This window comes from Aliivibrio sp. EL58 (assembly GCF_900312675.1).
Classification (GTDB): Bacteria; Pseudomonadota; Gammaproteobacteria; order Enterobacterales; family Vibrionaceae; genus Aliivibrio.
Genome location: NZ_OMPC01000007.1, coordinates 19,898 through 36,265 on the forward strand (window position 1 = coordinate 19,898; position 16,368 = coordinate 36,265).

Annotated in this window: 12 protein-coding genes; 6 read left to right on the top strand and 6 right to left on the bottom strand. The window is 38.6% G+C overall.

Annotated features, from left to right (window positions below; translation table 11 throughout):
• Positions 1-162: 162 nt before the first annotated feature.
• Complete coding sequence (gene nagE, locus ED622_RS08705) at positions 163-1,626, bottom strand: N-acetylglucosamine-specific PTS transporter subunit IIBC (RefSeq protein WP_045104014.1); 1,464 nt, start codon at positions 1,624-1,626, stop codon at positions 163-165.
• A gap of 157 nt (positions 1,627-1,783) precedes the next feature.
• Positions 1,784-2,968 carry an NnrS family protein gene (locus ED622_RS08710; RefSeq protein WP_122033506.1) on the bottom strand — a complete coding sequence of 395 codons (1,185 nt, stop codon included), beginning with the start codon at positions 2,966-2,968 and terminating at the stop codon, positions 1,784-1,786.
• 206 nt (positions 2,969-3,174) lie between these two features.
• Between ED622_RS08710 and ED622_RS08715 the strand changes: the two genes are divergently transcribed.
• A complete protein-coding gene (locus ED622_RS08715) occupies positions 3,175-4,020 on the top strand; it encodes an alpha/beta fold hydrolase (protein ID WP_122033507.1) in 846 nt (281 codons plus the stop codon).
• 65 nt (positions 4,021-4,085) lie between these two features.
• Here ED622_RS08715 and ED622_RS08720 read toward each other — a convergent pair whose 3' ends face one another.
• On the bottom strand, positions 4,086-5,111 hold the full coding sequence (locus tag ED622_RS08720; RefSeq protein ID WP_122033508.1) for an acyltransferase: 1,026 nt from the start codon (positions 5,109-5,111) through the stop codon (positions 4,086-4,088).
• A gap of 191 nt (positions 5,112-5,302) precedes the next feature.
• Between ED622_RS08720 and ED622_RS08725 the strand changes: the two genes are divergently transcribed.
• From ED622_RS08725 to ED622_RS08745, 5 genes are all read left to right on the top strand, one after another.
• Entirely contained in the window at positions 5,303-5,719 is a 417-nt protein-coding gene (locus ED622_RS08725; RefSeq protein ID WP_122033509.1) for a hypothetical protein, read from the top strand.
• Between the two features lie 107 nt (positions 5,720-5,826).
• A complete protein-coding gene (locus ED622_RS08730) occupies positions 5,827-7,161 on the top strand; it encodes a TolC family protein (protein WP_122033510.1) in 1,335 nt (444 codons plus the stop codon).
• Between the two features lie 10 nt (positions 7,162-7,171).
• Positions 7,172-8,641, top strand: coding sequence for an efflux RND transporter periplasmic adaptor subunit (locus ED622_RS08735; protein WP_122033511.1), 1,470 nt, complete (start codon positions 7,172-7,174; stop codon positions 8,639-8,641).
• Positions 8,638-11,769 (top strand): efflux RND transporter permease subunit, encoded by a 3,132-nt coding sequence (locus tag ED622_RS08740; RefSeq protein ID WP_122033512.1) that lies wholly within the window; start codon positions 8,638-8,640, stop codon positions 11,767-11,769. The genes ED622_RS08735 and ED622_RS08740 overlap by 4 nt, the downstream gene beginning before the upstream one ends.
• 85 nt (positions 11,770-11,854) lie before the next feature.
• Positions 11,855-12,376, top strand: coding sequence for a cupredoxin family protein (locus tag ED622_RS08745; RefSeq protein ID WP_122033513.1), 522 nt, complete (start codon positions 11,855-11,857; stop codon positions 12,374-12,376).
• Between the two features lie 80 nt (positions 12,377-12,456).
• On the opposite strand, the gene ED622_RS08750 is transcribed toward ED622_RS08745, so the two are convergent.
• From ED622_RS08750 to ED622_RS08760, 3 genes are all read right to left on the bottom strand, one after another.
• Complete coding sequence (locus tag ED622_RS08750) at positions 12,457-14,085, bottom strand: methyl-accepting chemotaxis protein (RefSeq protein WP_122033514.1); 1,629 nt, start codon at positions 14,083-14,085, stop codon at positions 12,457-12,459.
• Between the two features lie 216 nt (positions 14,086-14,301).
• Positions 14,302-15,930 carry a methyl-accepting chemotaxis protein gene (locus ED622_RS08755; protein ID WP_122033515.1) on the bottom strand — a complete coding sequence of 543 codons (1,629 nt, stop codon included), beginning with the start codon at positions 15,928-15,930 and terminating at the stop codon, positions 14,302-14,304.
• A 187-nt stretch (positions 15,931-16,117) separates the two neighbouring features.
• Positions 16,118-16,363: a DUF2164 domain-containing protein gene (locus ED622_RS08760; protein WP_122033516.1), complete on the bottom strand. Its 246-nt coding sequence runs from the start codon at positions 16,361-16,363 to the stop codon at positions 16,118-16,120.
• Between the last annotated feature and the right edge of the window lie 5 nt (positions 16,364-16,368).

Below are 16,368 nucleotides of genomic sequence, written 5' to 3' on the forward strand. Positions count from 1 at the left end.
ATTAGATAACTAGTTTTGAAAATAACGAAAATAGGAATACATCATAAAGAGCCTTAAAGGGGGAAGAATTAAGGCTCTTGAGTTGTACTCCATAACATCTGGTACGAATATTATGGGGCTGATACCAATTTAACTAAATATGGTTCGTATTTAATTAGATTGCTATTCTGCTTTTAAAATCACTTTCATTTCAGCAGCAACTTTATCGACTTTTCCTAGGCCAATGATTACTTGTAAGCCACCTTTACCCATTGGAACAACACCTGCTGCACCAATTGATTTCAGCTTATCTTTATCAGCAAGTCCAGAGTCTTTTACTGTTAAACGTAGGCGAGTAATACAGTTATCTACTTCTAGAATGTTGTCTGCTCCACCAATTGCTTCAATGTAGGCATTTGTTACATCTGTAATGTTCTCTTCTACAGAGTCATCTTTATTCATGTCTTCACCACGACCTGGAGTTAGGAAGTTAAACTTCTTAATCGCGAATCTAAAGATGGTGTAGTAAAGAACAAAGAATACAAGACCTTGTGGGATCAACATGTACCATTTAACCGCTAGTGGGTTTTGGCTTGAAAGTACAAAATCGACTAAACCAGCAGAGAAACCAAAACCAGCCATCCATTCCATGCTTGCAGCGATGAATAGAGATAGACCCGTTAAGATTGCATGGATCAGGTATAACCACGGAGCAAGGAACATGAAGCTGAATTCTAGCGGTTCAGTGATACCAGTAAAGAATGACGCCATTGCAGCAGCAAGCATGATAGAGAATACCGCGGCTTTATTGCGTTTTTCTGCACAGTGGTACATAGCCAGTGCAGCACCTGGAAGACCAAACATCATGATAGGGAAGAAGCCAGCTTGGTACATGCCTGTTTGACCAGGAATACCAGTACCGTTAGCAATAGACTGTGCGCCACCTAAGAAATTTGGAATATCGTTAATACCAACAACATCAAACCAGAACACAGGGTAAAGCGCATGGTGCATACCAACACTTAACATTAAACGGTTAAAGAAACCAAATAGACCCGCACCTACAGCACCCATTGATTGAAGTTGAGTACCAAAGGAGATGAGTGCATCAAAAATAGCAGGCCATACGTAAAGAAGTACGAATGATAAAGCCATACCTGCAATTGAAGTCAAGATAGGAACAAGACGCTTACCACTAAAGAAAGCAAGTGCTTTTGGTAGCTCAACCGTAGAGTATTTGTTGTAAATTTCAGCAGAAATAATACCAACAATAATACCAATAAACTGGTTATTAATTTTAGCGAACGCCGCAGGAACTTGATCTAAAGGGATGTTTTCAAGTTGAGCAACAACCGCAGGAGAAAGAAGGGTAGTAACAACGGTAAAAGAGATGAAACCTGCTAGTGCCGCCGAACCGTTTTTGTCTTTACTCAAACCAAACGCTACACCAATGGCAAATAGCATCGGCATCACATCAATGATAGCTCCGCCTGATTTAATTAAAAACGCAGCGAATACACTGTTGGCACCCCAACCAGTTGGATCCATCCAGTAACCAACACCCATTAATATCGCGGCAGCAGGAAGCGTAGCGACAGGAACCATCAGCGCTTTACCTACTTTTTGCATGTAACCTAATACATTCATATTATATTCCTCAAAGTAAAAATCGTAATTATTTTTAAACTAAGAGAAGAATACAGAGGGGAAGATTAAGGAAAGGTTGTGCCAACATTAACTATTGTTAATGTTGACAGTAATATTAAGAATGTGTGAGTTGGATCTTGTTTATTCGTGCTGTAAATTAACCTGGGTGACCATCAACACGTTTTTTACATAGCATAGGGGCAAAATGCCAAACAAATAGACCAAATGCAAATGCCCATAATACTGCAGCAATATTGATCATATTCATCATGTATTCAGGGAACAAGATCACGCCGACAGAGCGAATCACAGCAGCAAGAATAATAGCCGAGAAAGCAGGCCACATAACAGGTCCTTTATAGATTTCTCTACCAGTATGACCCATAGTGACACGAGCAATCATTGCTAAAATCACCCCGCCTAATGCACCAATAGCGAAGAGATGAATTGTTGTGTGCGAAATAAAACTATTATTAGCAAAACCACGAATTAATAGGCTTAAAGGGATACATAAATAACCAGCATGAAGAGACCATACTAATGGCTCACTCAGTGTTTTATACCCTTTCCAGCTAATCATACGAATAAGTTGTGCTGATCCTGCTATCACCATTAAGTACGGGCTAATTTCGGCAGAGGTAATAGGGAAAAAGCTAAGAATAAATAGCATTGCCAGCGGAATATTACATAAGGCTTCTAACCACATCATCGGCTGTGCTTTTTCAAACTGAAAGCGACGTGCAGTAAAGAATGGGATTACTCGTGCTCCCATTACTGAAATTAATAGCGTAAACCACCAAAGCATGGATTCCCAAACCGCAGCAGAAGTAAATGGTGGCATGCCTTTAATTGTTGCGTAACTAGCGAAGTTCGCGGCAATAGCGACTAAAAATAGCGGAATGAAGAAGAAGTTACGAACTCCTTTAGTTTTGATTACACGGAATCCAACTTCATACGCAATAGCAAGCATAAACAATGCTTCGATACTTGAAATTAACCAAAGTGGTGCTGAAGTCCAAAATAACACTCGCGGTAACAACCATAATAAGACAATCAAACCGAGTCGTTTATCGGAAGTTCCTTTAACACCAGTCCAATTCTGAACGGCACTTAAAACAAAACCAGCGACAATTGCCATTGAAAAACCAAAAAGCATTTCATGTACGTGCCACCAAAGAGCAGGTACGTTTAGGTAACTAGGTTGGCCTGTTTGAAATGCCCAAACCCATACAGCTACAGCAATAATGGCATAGATACTACCTAATAAAAAAAACGGTCGAAACCCTAAACGCAGTATAGGTGGAATTCTTTCTTCGACAGCTTTATCTGTAATATTCATCATAAGATCTTCTCAATTCGTAAGGACAAAATAAGTATAACTGAAATAAAAACCAATAACATGTATTTTTTATGCATGTTATGTTTCAGGTGTATTTTTAGATTACACAATAGAGTTTGTGATCTAATTGTTAAATTTTAAAGTGCTCTATCGACAAAGAGGATACTTTAGATAAGATGCACAGATAGAAATTATAAATGGACGTACTCATGAGTCAGGAAATTTACTTTGGTACAGAGAACAAGTTTAGCTTTAAACGAAGTGCTTTAAATGCAGTAACGCGTTTGCATCACTTATTGATCCCCAGTCACGCGAAGAAGATGGGGCGTAAATTACTATTAACTCCTGTAAGAACCAAATCAAAAAACTCTGAGCCAGAAGGGTTAATAAAGAGTAAGTTGAACTCATCTGAAGGTGAACTTAGTCTTTATCAACTTGGCTCTGGTCCTACTTGGGTATTGGCTCATGGCTGGTCGGGGAATTCGAGTCAATTCTATCCATTAATGGAGCACATCGCTTCTCAAGGTTTTACCGCTGTTGCTTTTGATCACCCTGCACATGGTGCAAGTGAGGGAAAACATGCCCATTTACCTGCGTTTATTGAAGGTTTAAATGCGGTATTGGATTCTTGTGGTGATGTGGTGGGGGTAGTCGCACATAGCATGGGAACGGCTGCGGTACTGGAATGTCATCATGTGAAGTTGGATAATGCACCTTTACTGTTAATTGCACCAGTACTTAACTATACCGAGAATTTATTCCGTAGCATTGAGCGCTCTGGGTACTCAATTAAATTATTTAAAGCGATTGTTGGTGATATAGAAGATCAATACCAGCGTTCTATTGATAGTTTTAACCCGTATCAACGATTAACGCAAAGAGAAGCGCTAACCATCATTGTGCATGATAAAGAGGATCGCTTTACCAGTTTTGATCTTTCAAAATCAGCGTCTGAGCATATTAAGCATGTCACACTATACCCAACAACAGGTTTGGGTCATGGTCGAGTAATGGCGAGTGATGAGGCGAAGAAAGCATTTGATGTATTAAGTTAACTTAAATCAATAAGCTGTGAGATAAAGCAGATGCATCGCAGGAGCTGAATGCATCTGTTTTTTATTTATCTAAATAACAACCGACGTAACGACGTTCTATTCATCGCTAAAACAAACAAAGTAGATGCCCCAGCCGTTCCAAATACAATCACAAAATCTCTTAGTGCTAATGTTATTCCCATCATTCCGGTAATGTTTAAGAACACAACCACAAAAAGTAGGTGGCATACATAAATACCAAGAACATGCTTGCTTAATGTGAAAGTGATAGGGTGATGACCTAAGCTCGGCTTTGATAACAATAGAAAAAACATGCCGATGCCAATTAATGGGGTACCGATTAAGAAATCATGCAGGTTAAAAGGAACGTCAAAACTTGTTAGCCAATAAGCCTCACTAAAATGAATAACAAAGCCTAAGACTAATAAGATAATCGCTTTTGTTGATGATAGTGTGATTGATCTTCTTCTTAATTCAAAGCCAATGACAAGCATTAAGGTACTAAAGAAAGGGCCATTCCTAGTAAAGAATGGAGTCCAAACTTCAGTTAATGTTTGGTAGCTGCCACCAGCAAGGCCATATACATACAAGATAACAGCAACAGGAATAAGCCATCTTGTTTTATTAAAATGAACTAATAAACCAATAATAGCAACGGCGATAATAAGAGCTGGAATAAACCATAAGTGCACCATACCACCTTCCATAATTGCATTAAGAGGGTTCTGAGTTAGCCAGCTCCAATATCCTGTACGCTCTGCTAGGTAACCGCTTTCAGCAACCTTTTTCCAGTTAAAAGGCATTACTAGGCATAAAAAACTCCATACTAACCAAATTTTAAGTAACGGAGCAGAGTAAAACTGTACTGTTTTTAAAGGAGCCGCAGTTAATTTAGGTTGAATAAAATAACCGGATAAAATGAAAAAGAAAGGGACAGCAAAACGAGTGAATTGATTAAAAGCATAACCAAAAACGGGAATATCATCCATCAGGAGATACGTCATAAATACTTGTGAGTGCAAAGCAATAATTGCGAACATAGCAATAAGTCTTCCGAGCTCTAAGCTTGCGATTTTTTGAGAGTTTTCCATTAAAATAACATCCTTAATTTTTTGCGTAATCTATCAAGGACTTTTAACAAAATATATGAGTTAGATTAATTCGTTGAGATTTTTGCATTGGATGTTTTCATAAATGAGAGGGTTTTCACATAAAACTATTGACCTTACCCCTAGTGGAAGCCTTAGTATCTGGCTAATTCTGAATATATGGATCATTTATAGTGTTTTCTTCTTTTTCTAAGTGGTTAGTGGTGAGCGTTACGCTGATGGCATTAGTGCTATCTAGTGTTGCTTACAGCTATCCAGTGAAAATGGAAGGAATGACCATGAACATGGCAATGCCTCAAAGTCAAATGTCGCCTATGAGTTATAGCATGCCTGATTGCCATTCACCAAAAGAGTCTCAAAGTAGTGACTTGGAATGTGATATGTCATCTATGTCGATGAATAGTAATGACCATTGTTCTGATAAAGGTGATAACTGTTGTAAAACAGTATGTACAGTATCGGTTTATGCTTTACCAATTGGCTTGAATACTCAAATTAACTCATTAGCTTTTGCTATCAAATATGGTTTGTACAATGAACAGCCTCGTTCATTTTCATCTTCTTCCTTATATCGACCTCCAATAGTTTAATTCCAATTATATCTATTAAATCAATACGCTAAATAAGCTTTCTTATTTTCCGGTTTAATCATGGCACTGATCTGTCTTTACGATCATGTCGTTATTGGAATGTTTCCATGAAAAATACAGCACGTAAACACTTTACTAAAGTGTGGTTAGCCTCTGCGATCTCGTTAATGATTTCAAATCAAGTGATGGCAGAAAGTCAGCTAACACAACTTATCGAACAAGCACTCTCTTCTGATGCAAGTAGAGAGCAAATATACGCACAATCTCAAGCACTTCGATCTACAGGTATTGCGAGTTCAACGCTTGCCGATCCTACGCTAAAAGTCGGTTTTGGTGGTTTACCGGTGGACAGTTTTAAATTTGATGAAGACCCTATGACCAATATATCGGTTGGATTAATGCAAAAGTTTGGTCGAGGCTCAAGTTTAGACTTACAACAAAAGCAAACGGGGCAACAAGCCGATGTATTAGCAATGCAGGTTCAAGTTCGTGAGTTAGAAGTGGCAAATGCCATTACTCAACTTTGGATTGAGTTGGGATTCTTACAAAAAGCAGAAGCTATTTTATATGAGAATCGTCAACTACTGTCAGAGATGGAAACCTACATTAAGACCAATTATTCGATTGGTAAAAGTGAAAGTCAGGACTTGCTACAAGCTCAGCTTCAATTGAGTCGATTGGATGAAAAGTTGCAAACGAATCGTCAGTTGCAAGGCCGTATTTATGCACAACTCACAGAATGGTTGCCTAATTTAGCCGAGCAAAAATCGCAAGATATAAAAGCACTAGAGTGGTCGACATTGAATAAATTATTAAATTCAAAGGTAAGTCAAGATACTGAATTTTATGACTTATTGAAGTCGAATCCAACAATAAAAATGAGTGAATTAGCGATAACCGCAACCAAAACCAAAGTGGATATTGCCGATGAATCTTATTCACCTCAATTTGGTGTAGAAGTAATGTATGCCTATCGTCAAGCGAATGGCATGGGTGGACAACCTGCGTCTGATTTGGTGAGTGCATATGTAACCATGGATCTCCCGCTATTTACAGATAAACGTCAAGACCAAAACTATGCAGCTGCGCAATATCAAGTGGGTGCTGCAAAATCACAACGTGACGTATTACTTCGTCAAATGAACGCAAAAGTAAATTCGCTATTGGTTGATAAAAACAATCTTGAGCAGCGTCTTTCTCGTTATAACCATACTTTACTGCCCCAAGCAAAAGACAGAACTCGAGCCGTTGAGCGTGGTTATGAAAATAATACCGCACAATTTAATGATGTGATTTCAGCAGCCAGTGATGAGTTGAGTATTGAACTAGAAAAACAACGTTTATTCAGTGATTTAGATAAAACATACAGTAACTTAGCTTTTTATCTAAATGGCTTTGATTATCACGTTTCTGCGCCACAACTTTCGCCATCAGAGCAGTAAGGAAGAGAAAATGAAACCAGTTAAAATAGCATTACTTTCAATCGTGATTGGTGGCGTTATTGGCGCTTCGGGTATGAGCTTGTACTCAGGGCATGATATGGCGGCTATGACGATGAATAACAATTCAGAAGTCGGTGCTGAGAAAAGTGAGCCTTTATATTGGGTTGCTCCTATGGATGCAAATTATCGTCGAGATCAGCCAGGTAAATCCCCAATGGGAATGGATTTAGTGCCTGTTTATGCCGATGAAGGACAAGGAGAGAAAGCACTAGCAGGAACGGTAACAATTGATCCAAGCGTGGTTAATAACCTTGGCGTAAAAAGTGCGTTTGTCGAGAAAACGATCTTATCACCAAATATAGATACCGTCGGTTACATCGCATTTGATGAAAGTCGATTATGGCAAGTCAACGTGCGGGCTGCGGGTTGGGTTGAGAAACTGAATATCAACGCGATTGGTGAAAAAGTAAATAAAGGCGATGTATTATTTACGCTTTACTCTCCAGAGCTTGTAAAAGCACAAGAAGAATTATTAAACGCGTATCGCACTGGCCGCAAAGGATTAGTTAAAGGCGCAAGAGAGCGATTACATTCTTTTGGCGTTGATATTAAACAGATTAATTCTATTGTTAGACAAGGTAAAGCAAATAAAAACATAGAGATAAAAGCAACATCTAGTGGTGTTATTGCAAGTCTGAATATTCGTGAAGGAGGGTATTTATCGCCTTCTCAGGTTGTGATAAGCGCGGGGCCTTTAGAAGAAGTTTGGGTAGATGCAGAAGTTTTTGAGCGTCAGGCACACTGGTTATCGTCAGGCAATAAAGCGGTAATGACACTCGATGCTGTCCCTGGAAAAAAATGGGAAGGCGAAGTTGATTACGTTTATCCGATTTTAGATCCAAAAACACGAACCATGCGTATGCGCTTAAAATTTGATAACCAAGATGGTGCATTAAAGCCCAACATGTTCGCAAACATTACAATTCATCCTAAAACAAAAGAGGAAGTATTGACGATTCCTCGCCAAGCGGTAATACGTTCAAATGGTATGGAACGTGTTGTATTAGATGAAGGAGAAGGTAAATATCGTTCAGTTCGCATCATTGCAGGCCGTGAAGCTGCGAATAAAGTTGAAATCGTTAAGGGATTGAAAGAAAACGATAAAGTAGTTACATCAGCTCAATTCTTATTAGATTCTGAATCAAGTAAAACGGCAGAACTAAGTCGAATTAATGGACCAGAAAACAGTGTTTGGATCTCTGGAAATATCACCATGCTTATGGCTGATTTTGGTATGGTCACCTTTGCTCATAAACCCGTATCACAATGGGATTGGAAAGCGGGTGAAATGAATTTTTCGGTCGATAAAGAGATTGATTTAGTTTCTTTTCGTGAAGGTGAAGCGGTTCAGTTTCTAGTTCAAAAGATAAATGATGAATATCAACTGCTTGAGATAGAGAAAGAAGGGGAATTATTATGATCCCTGCCATTATTCATTGGTCGATAAAAAATCGATTTTTAGTGTTAGTTGCAACGTTCGCCTTAGTCGTAGCAGGGATTTACAGTGTAAAGAATACGCCAGTAGATGCTCTGCCTGATCTTTCTGATGTACAGGTGATCATCAAAACAAGTTACCCAGGACAAGCACCACAAGTGGTGGAAGATCAGGTTACCTATCCGTTAACGACAGCCATGCTTTCGGTTCCGGGAGCTGAAACCGTTCGCGGCTATTCCTTCTTTGGTGACTCGTATGTTTATATTATTTTTAATGATGATACCGACATGTACTGGGCACGTTCGCGTGTTTTAGAGTACTTAAGTCAAGTTGCACCTAAGTTACCAGCAGAAGCAAAACCGACATTAGGTCCAGATGCGACAGGTGTGGGTTGGGTTTACAGTTATGTTTTACAAGATAAAACAGGAAAACATGATCTCGCTGAATTACGTAGTTTACAGGATTGGTTCTTAAAGTATGAATTACAAACCGTTGATGGCGTATCGGAAGTCGCGACCGTTGGCGGAATGGTCAAGCAATATCAGGTTGAAATTGATCCTGATAAATTACGAGCTTATAACCTAACACTACAACAAATTAATAAAGCGATTAAAGACGGAAATCAAGAAGCAGGCGCCTCCGTTATTGAAGTAGCAGAAGCTGAGCATATGGTTCGCACTTCAGGTTATTTAAGCAGTATTGAAGATATTCAGTCACTGCCATTAAAAGTAACAGATAAAGGAACGCCATTGCTGCTTGGCGATATTGCAGACATTAACCTTGGACCACAAATGCGCCGTGGGATCTCCGAATTTAACGGCGAGGGTGAAGCGGTTGGTGGTGTGATCGTGATGCGATTTGGTGAGAATGCCAGTGAAGTTATTGCTAACGTGAAAGAAAAGCTTGCTCAACTTCAGAAGGGATTACCAGAAGGCGTTGAAATAAAAGCGACTTATGATAGATCAACCTTAATAGATCACGCTGTAACTAACCTATGGGAAAAATTGGCAGAAGAATTTATTGTTGTTGCGATTGTTTGCGCTCTGTTTTTATTCCATATTCGCTCATCACTGGTTATTGCATTAAGTTTGCCGGTTGGAATTTTAGCCGCGTTCATCGTGATGCATTGGGAAGGTATTAATGCCAATATTATGTCGTTAGGTGGTATTGCGATTGCCATTGGTGCCATGGTCGATGGTGCAATTGTAATGATAGAAAACGTACATAAGCACATAGAGAAAACGCCATTAACGGATGAGAACCGTTGGCAAGTTATCGGTAAAGCTGCGGAAGAGGTGGGAACGCCATTATTTTTCTCATTACTTATCATTACGTTAAGTTTTGTTCCCGTCTTTGCGTTAGAAGGCCAAGAAGGAAAGATGTTTTCCCCATTAGCCTTTACAAAAACTTTTGCTATGGCAGCATCAGCAGGTTTGGCTATTACTTTAGTTCCAGTATTAATGGGTTATTTTGTTCGAGGAAAGATTCTACCTGAGCATAAGAATCCAATTAATAAAACATTAGTGGCGTTATATCGCCCGCTACTTAATGTGAGTTTACGTTTTCCTAAAACGGTTTTACTTGTTGCTATCGTACTTATGGGCTCTGCGTATTATCCGATCTCTAAAATGGGCAGTGAGTTTATTCCGCCATTGGATGAGGGCGATTTAATGTACATGCCAACAACCTACCCAGGGATCTCAATTGGTAAGGCGAGAGAGTTACTACAACAAACCAATAAACTGATTAAAACCGTTCCTGAAGTTGATACCGTGTGGGGAAAAATTGGTCGAGCGGAAACCGCGACTGATCCGGCACCATTGACCATGATAGAGACGGTTATTCAGTTCAAACCAAAAGATCAATGGCGTGACGGCGTCACAACTGAATCGATCAAGAACGAGCTAGATCAATTGATTCAATTTCCCGGAATTACGAACGCATGGGTAATGCCAATTAAAACGCGTATCGATATGTTAGCAACAGGGATTAAAACCCCTATCGGGATAAAGATAGCGGGGCCAGATCTAAAAGTCATAGAGAAGATCGGTGCAGAATTAGAACCTATTTTAAACGACATCCAAGGTACAACCTCGGTTTATGCAGAACGAGTGGCTGGTGGCCGTTATGTAACCATAGATATAAAACGTCGCCAAGCAGCCCGATATGGATTGAATATTAAAGATATACAGCAAGTTATTTCAACCGCTGTTGGTGGCATGAATGTAGGGGAAACCATTGAAGGGCTAGAGCGTTATCCGATCAATGTTCGTTATCCACAGTCGTATCGAGATTCTGTCGTAAAATTGCAAAACTTACCACTGATTACCGCTAATGGCGCTCGAATTGCGTTAGCTGATGTAGCGGATATTCGTTATGAAGATGGTCCACCAATGATCAAAACAGAAAATGCGCGTCCTAATGGTTGGGTGTTTGTTGATATTGATGGTCGAGATTTGGGCTCTTATGTTCACGAAGCTCAGCAAGTCGTTCATGAGCAATTAGATTTACCTGCAGGTTATTCATTAGGTTGGTCTGGACAATATGAATATATGGAACGAGCTAAAGAGCGCTTAACAACGGTAGTTCCCATTACGATTGGCATTATTATGTTGCTTCTTTATCTTAGTTTTAAGCGAATTTCTGAAGTGTTAATTATCATGGGAACATTACCGTTAGCTATGGTTGGCGGCCTGTGGCTCATGCATATTTTAAACTTTAATTTTTCTATTGCTGTTGGGGTTGGCTTTATTGCTTTAGCCGGTGTTGCGGTTGAAATAGGCGTAATTATGTTGGTGTATTTAAATCAAGCATGGAATGAAAAACAGAATAATGCTTCTGAGAAAAACAACTTACCGACTCAACAAGACTTAACACAAGCGATTGGGGAGGGGGCGGGTTTACGTGTTCGTCCTGTCATGATGACTGTGCTTACTGTAATTATTGGTCTAATTCCAATTATGTATGGCTCAGGTACAGGATCTGAAGTAATGCAACGAATTGCAGCGCCAATGATTGGTGGAATGGTATCAGCATTGTTACTGACATTAGTTGTTATTCCTGCCGTATTTAAACTCTGGAAACAGCGTCAGTGTCAAAGTGATCAAATATAGCACCAATTAACTTAACCTAAAAATATCAATGGCTTATTGTTCTAAGTAATAAGCCAATTAATAAATATCTAAAAAGGAAAATAAAATGAAAAAGACAGTATTAGCAATTGCATTATCATTAGTCGCAAGCTCAGCAATGGCAGAGATGGACCACAGTAAAATGGATCACGGCTCAATGAATATGAAAGACATGGATATGAGTAAGATGGAAGGCATGTCGATGAAGGATATGAATGCTGTAGGTATGCCAGCAACAGGTATGAAACCAAACAAAGTCGTACACGTTATCTTATCTGATGATATGAAAATCACATTCAAAAAAGAAGTGAATATTGAACCAAACGACATCGTTCAATTTGTGATAATGAATACAGGTAAGATTGATCATGAGTTTGCGATTGGTAATGAAACTGAGCAGTTAGAACATCGCGAAATGATGAAAAAAATGACATCGGGTCACGCGCATGACAGTGGTAGTACCGTAACTGTTCAACCTGGTAAAGCAAAACAAATTACATGGCATTTCCATGGTGATAATAACGTAGAGTTTGCCTGTAATATTCCAGGTCATGCAGAAGCAGGGATGGTAAAAAAAGTAACGTTATAATGCTAATTAGATGATATGAAAAAGCGGTAAGGTGGGTGACCTTACCGCTTTTTTTATTTCATTTAAGATTTACTGTTTAATTATAATTTAAAGAAGGATAATTGTTGTTTTTGTTCTTCCGCTAATCTTGATAGTTCAGAACTTGCACTCGCACTCTGACTAATGCCAGTTACATTTTGATTTACAAGTTCCGACATATTGACTACGTTACGGTTAATGTCTTGAGTTACTTGTGATTGTTCCTCTGCAGCGGTAGCCACTTGAGTATTCATATCATTAATCGCCGTGATAGATTCTGTGATCCCAATAAGCGCATCACCAGCTTTTGCTGTTAATTCTTTATTTAGTTCTAACATATCAAGACTTGATTGCATACTGTCATTCGCTAACCCTGACTGTTCTTGAAGTGCTTCAATGATTGTTTGGATTTCTTGAGTTGATGATTGAGTTCGAGCTGCCAGTAAACGTACCTCATCAGCAACAACTGCAAAGCCACGACCAGATTCGCCAGCGCGAGCGGCTTCAATTGCAGCATTTAATGCAAGTAAGTTAGTTTGATCTGACACGCTACGAATTACTTCAACGACATTATTGATCTGCTCAGATTGTTCTTTTAAACGATTAACAACAACAGCGGCGTCTGTTAATGCTATGGCCATTTTATCACTTGCATCCGTACTTTGAGCAAAGATATCTAAGCCTGATTTTGCCAATTCATTTGTTGTTTGCGCTGTTTGATCCGCAGCAAGGGCATTATCACTTACATTATCAGCAGTACTTGATAGTTCATTAACAGCAGAGGCAACCTGTTCAATCTCTGACAGTTCTTTTTGAGAGTTTAACTCAGCTTCATTCATTACAGCGGCAAGTTCTGTTGATGCAGAAGCAACGCTTTCATTAATGTTATGCAGCTCTTCAATGGTTTTTTGAAGTTGAATAGCAGTAGTATTGATATCTTTACTTAGTTGAGCAATTTCATTATCACCATCAGCTTCTGTACGTACTGTTAAGTTACCTTCAGCTAATTTACGAATGATGGTTTGTAGCTTTTGAATAGGGTTAACGATTAATCCTGATAACCACCAAGAGGCGAGTAAAGAAATAATAAACACAGAAATAATTGTAATGGCAGCTGTCATTTTAACTTGGTTGTTTTTTGTATAACTTTCGTTCATTACTTCATCGGAAAAGTGGTTAATTTGTTCAGACAACTGATTAATTGTCTCTACCATGTCATTACCAGTCTTGCGATAATTTGCGATTAATGTGTTGTAGTTTTCTGTGACTGGAAGGCCCTGTTCTTTTCTTTCTGAGTACGTAATTACTCTTTTTGTAAAATCGACATAAGCGTTCATACTTTCGTGAACTTTGGCTGCATCAGCGCTAAACGTTTGTTTTTGAGTAATGTCACTGAGTAGTTGCTCAACGGTATCGATTTCTAATTGCATTTCTTTATAAAATGCATCACGGCGAGCAGGATCATAAATGGCATAAACAGCACCAATGCGTAATGAATATACTTGGTCATCAATTTTCGCTAATTGATCTTTATAAAAAACAAATGAAGTAGTGTTATCGGCAATAGTATCTTGTTCATTATCTAATGAAACTGCTGTGTACCATAGTGAAGTAAACAACGCGATAGCTGTTAGTAATACTGGTAGTAATATTTGAACGCGAATTGACGTATTTTTAAGTGAAAATTGCATTTCAACCTCTGTAAATCGAAAAATATCGTTAGATATGTCTTATTGTTAGAATTTTCTCGAAATATAGACCTTTGTCACATTTGTGTCGATTGTTTTTGTAACTAAATGTGTATTTCTAATTGATCTAGATTAATCGAATACACTTTTCTTTTTTCTAGATACAAAAAAGCAGCAAGGGGTTAACCTTACTGCTTTAATTTGAAAGAATAACTTACATTACAATTTAAAGAATGCTAATTGTTCTTTTTGTTGTTCAGCTAATCGAGATAATTCATTACTTGCACTCGCACTTTGGCTAATACCAGTTACGTTTTGATTTACAAGCTCAGACATGTTTACCACGTTACGATTAATATCTTGAGTTACTTGAGACTGCTCTTCTGCTGCGGTAGCAACTTGAGTGTTCATGTCATTAATCGCAGTAATTGATTCAGTGATGCTGACCAACGCATCTCCCGCTTTTGCGGTTAACTCTTTATTTAATTCAAGTTTATCAAGACTCGTTTGCATACTGTCATTAGCTAAACCTGACTGTTCTTGCAGTGATTCAATAATGGTTTGAATCTCTTTGGTTGACTCTTGAGTACGAGCAGCGAGTAGACGAACTTCATCAGCAACCACCGCAAATCCACGACCAGATTCACCTGCACGAGCCGCTTCAATTGCAGCATTTAGTGCAAGCAGGTTAGTTTGCTCTGAAACACCACGGATCACTTCAACCACGTTATTGATCTGCTCTGATTGCTCTTTTAAGCGATTAACCACAACAGCGGCATCAGTTAGAGCGTTTGCCATGTCTTCGCTTGCTTGGTTACTTTGAGTAAAAATGTCTAAACCAGAACGAGCAAGATCATTAGTATTACGAGCGGTTTGATCGGCAGATAGCGCATTATCACTCACGTTATCTGCAGTACTTGATAGCTCATTAACAGCAGAAGCAACTTGTTCTATTTCGCTTAATTCTTTTTGTGAATTTGTTTCTGATTCAGTCATTACTGCAGCAAGTTCTGTTGAGGCTGCTGCCACATCTTCACTAATGCGAGATAACGCTTCTACTGTTGTTTGGAGTTGAATTGTGGTGCCATTGATATCTTTGCCTAACTCTGCAACTTCATTATCACCATCAGCGTCAGCACGAACGGTTAAGTCACCTTCAGCCAAACGACGAATGATTAATTGAATGTGTTTAATAGGCGTAACGATAAGGCCAGATAGCCACCATGCCGTGATCATTGAAATGATAAATACACCCAATATAGTTAAGCCAGCATTAACCTTAACTTGAGTGTTTTTCTCATAACTTTCACTCATCGCAATATCAGAGAATTTATTCACCTGTTGAGACAGAGAGTTGATAGAGGATACCATGCTATTACCAATGTCACGGTATTGCGAGATTAATGCTTCGTAACTTTCATTTACGGCTAAGCCACTCTCTTTCTTATTTAAGTATTCAACAACTTTGTGAGAGAACTGAACATAAGCATTGACGTTATCACGAACTTGGTTGACTTCACGAGCAAATGTTTTTCTTGCTTCTAGTTCGTCTAATAGAACCGTTATTTCACGAACTTTATTTCTTAATTCAGAAGTGAAACTGTCACGGCGGCTAGTATCATAAATTGCGTAAACAGCTCCTATACGCAATGGGTAGACAATATCGTCAATCTCAGCCAGTTGATCTTTATAAAAGACAAATGAATCAGTATTACTGGCTATGATATTTTGTTCTTTTTCTAAAGTAGAAGCGGTAAAACCTAGCGCAACAAATAAAGCTAAGGCAGTAAGGAGGACAGGTAATAGTATTTGAATACGAATAGACGTATTTTTTAATGAAAATTGCATCAAAGCTCTCTCGTTTTTAAGAAAATGGTTAATCTACATGTGATTTTATGATTTCTTAAATTTTAGACGTTTGTCACAGTTTTGTCGATGGTAAATGTAAGTTAATGTAACTAACTTTGTCGTTAAATATATATTTATCAGTTACATTATTGTTTTAAAATAAATTTATTGGAACAAAGCGGAGGGTTTAGCTTTCTGGCATTTCGATTTCATATATTTCATCGGCAATATCTTGTGTTTTTCGCTCAATAATCGTTTGAGCATCAGCCAATCCTTGATTATAAAAAACCGGACCCGCTTGCTTAATTATAAAATCCAATAAGAATTCACCATCAAATTGACCAAGTTCTGTCTCTAGTTCTTGTTCAAAATAGTCTTGGAACTTTTGCACAAGCTCGTCACGTTTGTTTTTAGGTATAGTAATTGTACTCATTGTAT

Coding starts and splice junctions, on each gene's coding strand:
- nagE (WP_045104014.1), bottom strand. CDS start 1,626: ATGAATGTATTAGGTTACATGCAAAAAGTAGGTAAAGCGCTGATGGTT.
- ED622_RS08710 (WP_122033506.1), bottom strand. CDS start 2,968: ATGATGAATATTACAGATAAAGCTGTCGAAGAAAGAATTCCACCTATA.
- ED622_RS08715 (WP_122033507.1), top strand. CDS start 3,175: ATGAGTCAGGAAATTTACTTTGGTACAGAGAACAAGTTTAGCTTTAAA.
- ED622_RS08720 (WP_122033508.1), bottom strand. CDS start 5,111: ATGGAAAACTCTCAAAAAATCGCAAGCTTAGAGCTCGGAAGACTTATT.
- ED622_RS08730 (WP_122033510.1), top strand. CDS start 5,827: ATGAAAAATACAGCACGTAAACACTTTACTAAAGTGTGGTTAGCCTCT.
- ED622_RS08735 (WP_122033511.1), top strand. CDS start 7,172: ATGAAACCAGTTAAAATAGCATTACTTTCAATCGTGATTGGTGGCGTT.
- ED622_RS08740 (WP_122033512.1), top strand. CDS start 8,638: ATGATCCCTGCCATTATTCATTGGTCGATAAAAAATCGATTTTTAGTG.
- ED622_RS08745 (WP_122033513.1), top strand. CDS start 11,855: ATGAAAAAGACAGTATTAGCAATTGCATTATCATTAGTCGCAAGCTCA.
- ED622_RS08750 (WP_122033514.1), bottom strand. CDS start 14,085: ATGCAATTTTCACTTAAAAATACGTCAATTCGCGTTCAAATATTACTA.
- ED622_RS08755 (WP_122033515.1), bottom strand. CDS start 15,930: ATGCAATTTTCATTAAAAAATACGTCTATTCGTATTCAAATACTATTA.
- ED622_RS08760 (WP_122033516.1), bottom strand. CDS start 16,363: ATGAGTACAATTACTATACCTAAAAACAAACGTGACGAGCTTGTGCAA.